The sequence below is a fragment of the Streptomyces sp. MB09-01 genome (assembly GCF_033794505.1).
Taxonomy (GTDB): domain Bacteria; phylum Actinomycetota; class Actinomycetes; order Streptomycetales; family Streptomycetaceae; genus Streptomyces.
In genome coordinates this window covers 24194-30226 of the sequence record NZ_JARAYQ010000088.1, presented here as the reverse complement: position 1 = coordinate 30226, position 6033 = coordinate 24194, and the positions used below count along the sequence as shown (strand labels likewise).

Here is a 6033-nt window from a genome sequence, read left to right as displayed (position 1 = left end):
GCCGACCCCTTACGCGGCCCCTCCCCCCGATGCCACGATCACAGTGTGGCTCGTGTGATCACGGCGCCGGCGCCGTCCTGGACATCGCCCTAACACCCCGCGCCATCGGACCCGCGCCGCTCCAGCAGGTGTGAAGCCGGCATCGCCGCTCATGGCGGCCACCGCAGGACCACCGCCGGGAAGCCACACGCGGGAGGCCACACGGGAAGCCACAGGCGGCAGGTCACCGGCGGCAGGCCATAGGCGGGAAGCCACCGCCGGGAGGCCACACCTGGGAGGTCACCAGCGGGAGGTCACAGCCGCCAGTACGTCCCCGCATCGGAATCGACGTGCACCACGTGCCGGCCGACGCGCACCACCTGGTGGTCCGGGCCGGACCAGGAACCGGCGGCACCGGCTGCGCCGGACAGCGGAGTCCAGATCTCCAGGAAGGTACTGCCATCCGCGTTGGTGCCCCGCTCGACCAGGTTGACACCCTCCCACCGGAAAACGCCCACATCCTCACCGGGCTCGCCCCTGAGGTGGTGGAAACGCACCTGCGAGCCGTCGACGGACGTCGTCCCGGCAAAACCCCGACTGTCGGCGTAATACAACCCCGCCTGCAACCACACCACTTCACGGTCCTCGACAACAGGTCCGCCGTTGCGGCTGATACCGCGCCGCAACCACGCACCGTACCCGGGCACCGGCACCGGCACACCACCCACCGACACCGGCTCAGACCCGGCCATCAACGGCAAGATCATCCACAGCCACAAGCATCAACGGCACATTGCCCCGCACCGCCTGCGAGTACGGACAGACCGCGTCCGCCCGCTCCAGCAAAGGCTGAAGGTCCACCGCCCGCCACCCCGGCAAACTCACCGTGAGGACCACCGCAAGTCCGTAACCCGCAGCCGTGTCCGTGGTGCCGAGCTCCACTTCACAGGCCACGCGCGCGGCGGAGGCATCCGCCCCGAACTCGGCGGCGACCTCCGCAAACGCGGAGGTGAAACAGGCCGCAAAACCGGCCGCGAACAACTGCTCGGGATTGGTGGTGCCGGGCACCTTCTTGCGCGGCGGGGCCAGGCGCACGTCCAGCCGGCCGTCGTCCGTGCGGACGGATCCGGTGCGGCCGCCGACGGCATGCGCGGTCGTCCGGTACAGGCTGCGGGTAAGTGGCACGGTCATGGATTCGGCCCATCTGGCTCGACGAGAACGCTGCCCGGGTGCGGACAACGGACGGCACTGCTCGTGCAGCACCTCACGCGTCGTCGTGCGTAACCGGGTACGGCGCATCTCGTCCGGGGCCAGGAATCCGACCGCCGGACAATCTAGCAACGGTGACGGCCGGCCCGGGGCCTTGCCCCACGGTGAAGTTCCTCACCCGCCGGACCCGGGCCGAAACCGACTGCGGTACGCCCCCGGCGGCATGCCCTCCCACCGGGTGAACGCCCGAACCAGAGCCGTCGCACCACTCAGCCCCACAAGCAAGCCGATCCGATCCAACGGCAAGACCGTCGTCTCCAGCAACCACCTCGCCCGACCATGACGGGCAGCGTCGAGGAGCGCGCGCCATGACGTGCCCTCCGCGTACAGGGCCCTGCGCAGGGTTCGGACGCTGAGGTTGAGTTCCTTGGCAGGGCCTTCGGGACCCGCGTCCTCGAGCGCGGCCTGTTCCAGCCACTGCCGTACGCGCTCGGCCACGGTCACCGCCGTGGCGGCGGACAGCTGGTGCAGGAGCCGGTCGGCGTAAGCCCGGTGCAGGGCGTTGAGCGTCGGATCGTAGAGGGGGCGGCGCCTGTCGAGGTCCTCGTCGGCGACCGTGATCGCGTTCTCCGGGGCGTCGAAGGTGACGGGGCAGCCGAGGACCCGGGCGTAGGGCTCGGCCGAGCCCGCGCGGGGGTGGGCGAACGACGCGGCCAGGGGCGCCCAGTCGTCGCCGGTGATCCAGCGGGCCGCCCGCACCATGCTGCTGACGACCGCCTCCACCTGCTGGGGGTGCATGGCGGCCGGGCCGACCGTCGGCCGGTAGCAGATCCGGCCGACGCCGCCGCGACGGTGCAGGGTCACCGTGCCCGCCTGGCTCACCAGGGGGTGGTAGCGCTCGGCCGCCTGCGCGGCGTCCGCGAGGCTGGCGGAGGTGAGGACGAGGTGGCCCAGGATGTGCAGGCCTTCGGGCCGGATCCGGTCGCCCACCAGGAGCCCGGTGTGCGGGCCGGCATTCCGGGCGTGGAGCACCTCGTCCCACAGGGCGCGCATCTCGCCGTACTCCAGCCGCTCCGTGGGCAGGGCCCAGGAACCGGACGGCCCGCCGCTGCCCTCTGCCGTCGCACTCAGGACGGCGAGGGCGTACGACGCGGTGACGGAGGGCGACCCGGTGGTGGACACGGCCGCCAGTCAATGCGGGCACATCACCCCCGTCAATACCGTCCGCCGCCGTGGGACGAGCGCGGGGGGGGCGGGTTCGGAAGTCAACGCATTGGCCGCCGGAGTGAATGACGGGGCCGCGGGCCGCTCCTAAGGTCGGCCTTCGGACACCGAGGGGATCAGGGTCCCCCGGGGCGCCGGGATGCCGGGCAATCCGGAAAATCCAGGGAAGCCGGGGGAAGCGTGCTGCCCTGATCACCACCGCTCAGAGGAGTACGCCGTGATTCTCTTCCTGCTCCCCGCAGGCGACTACGACCCGACCGAGGCGGCGGTGCCGTGGGCCGCATTGCGGGACGCCGGCTTCGAGGTGCGGTTCGCAACCCCCGGCGGGAAGGTCGCGCTCGCCGACCCCAGGCTCACGGACCTCGGCTTCTCCTGGCTGTCGCCCTGGCTGATGACCCGCCGCGCCGAGCTGGCCGCCTACCGGCGCCTCACCGAGGACCCCCATTTCCTCGCCCCCTGCTCGTACGCGGATGTCGACCCGGCCGAGATCACGGGCCTCTTCGTGCCCGGTGGCCACGCCACCGGCATGCGGACGCTGCTCGAGGACGCCACCGCCCAGCGGCTGTTCGCCCGGATCTTCACTCAGGGCCTGCCGGTGGGGGCCGTCTGCCACGGCGTACTGCTCGCCGCCCGGGCCGTGGATCCCGCCACCGGGCGCTCGGTCCTCCACGGCCGGCGGACGACGGCCCTGACGTCCCTGCTGGAGCTGACGGGCTGGAACCTCACGCGGTTCTGGCTGGGGCGCTACTACCGCACGTACAGCACCACCGTGCAGCAGGAGGTCACCGCGGCGCTCGCCGATCCGCGCCACTTCCTCGCCGGCCCGCCGCTGCCCGTCCGCGACACCGCCGCCCGGCCCGGACGCGGCTTCGCCGTCAAGGACGCCAACTACGTCTCCGCGCGGTGGCCCGGCGACTGCCACCGCCTGGCGGCGGAGTACGTGGCCCTGGTCCGCGCCCATGCGGCGGGACCGGTGCAGCACCACTCGGGTTGAGCCCGGCTCCCGCATCGCGCGGGCCGGCGACCGCAGACCATCTCCGCAGTGTCATGAACGCTTCGTGAAAGGGATGGGAGGGATGGCGATGAACCGACGAAGAGCCTTCGGACGGAGCCGCTACCTGTTAGCCGGCCTGGTCCTCGCGATGGTCACCCTGGTACTCGGCCCCGCGGCCGCCGGCGCGTCGGCGGGACCGCAGTGGTGGGAGCCCGTGGCGCGCCCGGCGCCGGACTCGCAGGTCAACGTCACCGGGGAGCCGTTCACCGGGACCGACGCCCAGGGCCGGGTCCGCGGATACGTCGACGGGCACGTCCACCTGATGTCCGACGAGGGCTTCGGCGGCCGGCTGGTCTGCGGGAAGGTCTTCTCCACGGCGGGGGTGACGGACGCCCTCAAGGACTGCCCGGAGCACTATCCGAACGGCGTCCTCGCCCTCTTCGACATGATCACCAAGGGCGGTGACGGCCGGCACGACCCCAACGGCTGGCCGGCGTTCCGCGACTGGCCGGCCCATGACTCCGCCACCCACCAGCAGACCTACTACGCCTGGGTGGAGCGGGCCTGGCGGGGCGGCCAGCGGATCCTGGTGAACGACATGGTCACCAACGGGGTGATCTGCTCGCTCTACTTCTTCAAGGACCGCGGCTGCGACGAGATGACCGCGATCAGGCTCCAGATCCAGAAGACGTACGAACTCCAGGCCTACGTCGACGCCATGTACGGCGGCGCGGGCAAGGGCTGGTTCCGGGTCGTCACCGAGCCCGACCAGGCGCGCAAGGTCATCCAGGAGGGCAAGCTCGCCGTCGTCCTCGGGGTGGAGACGTCCGAACCGTTCGGCTGCAAGCAGGTGCTGGACAGCGCCCGCTGCACCATGGCCGACATCGACCGCGGCCTGGACGAACTGCACCGCCTGGGCGTGCGCAGCATGTTCCTGTGCCACAAGTTCGACAACGCCCTGTGCGGGGTCCGGTTCGACTCGGGCACCCAGGGCATGGCCATCAACGCCGGCCAGTTCCTGTCGACGGGGACCTTCTGGAGCACGGAGGCCTGCACCGGCCCCGAGCACGACAACCCGATCGGCTTCGGGCTCGCCGCCGGGCCGGCGGCAGAGGGCCATCAGCACGCAGACGCCACCGGGACGACCGAGGACACCGGAAATACGGGCGGCACGGGAACGTCCCAAGCGGAGGCGGAGGCGGAGGCCCGGATTCGCGACGCCCTGCCGGAAGGTGTGGAACTCCCGCAGTACGGAACTTCCTTGCAGGCAGCGCAGTGCAACCGCCGGGGCCTGACCGCACTGGGCGAGTACGCGGTGCTGGGCATGATGAAGCGCAGCATGATGCTGGAGATCGACCACATGAGCGTCAAGGCGGCGAACCAGGCGCTGCGCGTGCTCGAAGCCGAGCGCTATTCCGGCGTCCTGTCCACGCACGGCTGGATGGACGAGAACTGGACCGAGCGTGTCTACCGCCTGGGCGGCTTCATCACCGGCCACATGTACGAGGCTCCCGCGTTCACGGCCGAGGCGCGCAGACATGCCGCCCTGCGCGCCAAGTACGGCGCCGGGTACGGCATCGGCACCGACATGAACGGCTTCGCCTGGCTCCCCGGCCCCAGGGCCGCGGCCGGCAACCCCGTCCGGTACCCCTTCCGCAGCCCGGACGGCGGCTCGGTCCTCGACCGCCAGGTCACCGGCTCGCGCGTCTGGGACGTCAACACGGACGGCGGCGGCACCCACTACGGCCTCGTTCCGGACTGGATCGAGGACATCCGGGTGACCGGCGGCCAGGACGTGGTGGACGAGCTCATGCAGGGCGCCGAGGGCTATTTGCGCACGTGGGAGGGCGCCCGTGGCCACACCACCCCCTACGTACCCCTGGTCCGCGGCTACCGCCCCCACGCCGGGCACCTGGCCTCCTCACGCCCCCTGCCGGCCGGGTTCACCCACGAGGCGGTGTGGAAGGTGCTGCGGGACCCCGCACCCGGCACGGTCCGGCTCTACGAGTGCAAGGTGGCGGACCATTCGCTGCTGACCCCCGATCCGGGCTGCGAGGGCCGGCAGCCCCTCGGCGCGGTCAAATACGTGTACACCAAGGCGGTGCCGGGCTCGGTGCCCCTCTACCGGTGCTACATACCGTCCGTCTTCGACCACTTCGTCTCCAACAGAGCCGATTGCGAAGGGCCTTACGCGAGGGAGGGCCTGCTCGGCTACGCCATGGCGGCGACCACGCCGTAGCACCGGGCGTCAGGGCGCCCCCGGAACGTGCGGCCCGGGGGCACCTTGGCGTGGGCCGGTCTCCTCGGGGCCGCGGCCCGGTGGTTCCGGGCGCGGCCCCCGTGAGGCCGGTCAGGCGCCTTCGTCCAGGACGGTGCGGATCAGCGCCCGCTGGGCGTCGGACAGGCAGGAGTCCTGGAGATCGAGCACCTCGTCGTCGACGGTGATCCGGTAGTGATAGCCGTCGGCCAGTGGCGCTACGGCCCGTTGCGCAAGGTCCTCCAGCTCGGCCGCGTCCGCACGGCCCGACGTGTTGAGGGCACGGAGCTTCTCGTAGCCGGCGAAGCCTCCCGAGCGGGTGACGGTGATCAGCATGATGGTTCCTCCCTGTTCCCGGTGGTGTCACTCG

General features: G+C 71.5%; 6 protein-coding genes and 1 riboswitch. Of the genes, 2 read left to right on the top strand and 4 right to left on the bottom strand.

The annotated features are described in order from the left end of the window. Positions 1–293: 293 nt before the first annotated feature. The 3 genes from PV721_RS19885 to PV721_RS19875 all read right to left on the bottom strand — a co-directional run bounded on the left by PV721_RS19885 (position 294) and on the right by PV721_RS19875 (position 2370). Positions 294–731 (bottom strand): hypothetical protein, encoded by a 438-nt coding sequence (locus PV721_RS19885; protein ID WP_319726201.1) that lies wholly within the window; start codon positions 729–731, stop codon positions 294–296. Beyond that, the gene (locus PV721_RS19880; protein WP_319726199.1) at positions 718–1170 is read right to left on the bottom strand and encodes an Ohr family peroxiredoxin; all 453 of its coding nucleotides are present in this window, start codon (positions 1168–1170) and stop codon (positions 718–720) included. Before PV721_RS19880 ends, PV721_RS19885 begins: the two co-directional genes overlap by 14 nt. Positions 1171–1244: 74 nt before the next feature. Then, positions 1245–1306, bottom strand: a riboswitch (guanidine-III (ykkC-III) riboswitch). A gap of 56 nt (positions 1307–1362) precedes the next feature. Next, entirely contained in the window at positions 1363–2370 is a 1008-nt protein-coding gene (locus tag PV721_RS19875) for an AraC family transcriptional regulator (RefSeq protein ID WP_319726196.1), read from the bottom strand. A gap of 259 nt (positions 2371–2629) precedes the next feature. On the opposite strand from PV721_RS19875, the gene PV721_RS19870 reads away from it, so the two are divergent. Next, entirely contained in the window at positions 2630–3406 is a 777-nt protein-coding gene (locus tag PV721_RS19870) for a type 1 glutamine amidotransferase domain-containing protein (RefSeq protein WP_319726194.1), read from the top strand. 148 nt (positions 3407–3554) lie between these two features. Beyond that, on the top strand, positions 3555–5645 hold the full coding sequence (locus tag PV721_RS19865; RefSeq protein WP_416371141.1) for a hypothetical protein: 2091 nt from the start codon (positions 3555–3557) through the stop codon (positions 5643–5645). A 111-nt stretch (positions 5646–5756) separates the two neighbouring features. Here PV721_RS19865 and PV721_RS19860 read toward each other — a convergent pair whose 3' ends face one another. Further along, positions 5757–5999, bottom strand: coding sequence for a protealysin inhibitor emfourin (locus PV721_RS19860; protein ID WP_319726189.1), 243 nt, complete (start codon positions 5997–5999; stop codon positions 5757–5759). Positions 6000–6033 lie beyond the last annotated feature (34 nt).

What these genes read in the sequence shown, in the direction of transcription:
- PV721_RS19885 (WP_319726201.1), bottom strand. Translation starts at nt 731, where the DNA reads ATGGCCGGGTCTGAGCCGGTGTCGGTGGGTGGTGTGCCGGTGCCGGTG.
- PV721_RS19880 (WP_319726199.1), bottom strand. Translation starts at nt 1,170, where the DNA reads ATGACCGTGCCACTTACCCGCAGCCTGTACCGGACGACCGCGCATGCC.
- PV721_RS19865 (WP_416371141.1), top strand. Translation starts at nt 3,555, where the DNA reads ATGGTCACCCTGGTACTCGGCCCCGCGGCCGCCGGCGCGTCGGCGGGA.
- PV721_RS19860 (WP_319726189.1), bottom strand. Translation starts at nt 5,999, where the DNA reads ATGCTGATCACCGTCACCCGCTCGGGAGGCTTCGCCGGCTACGAGAAG.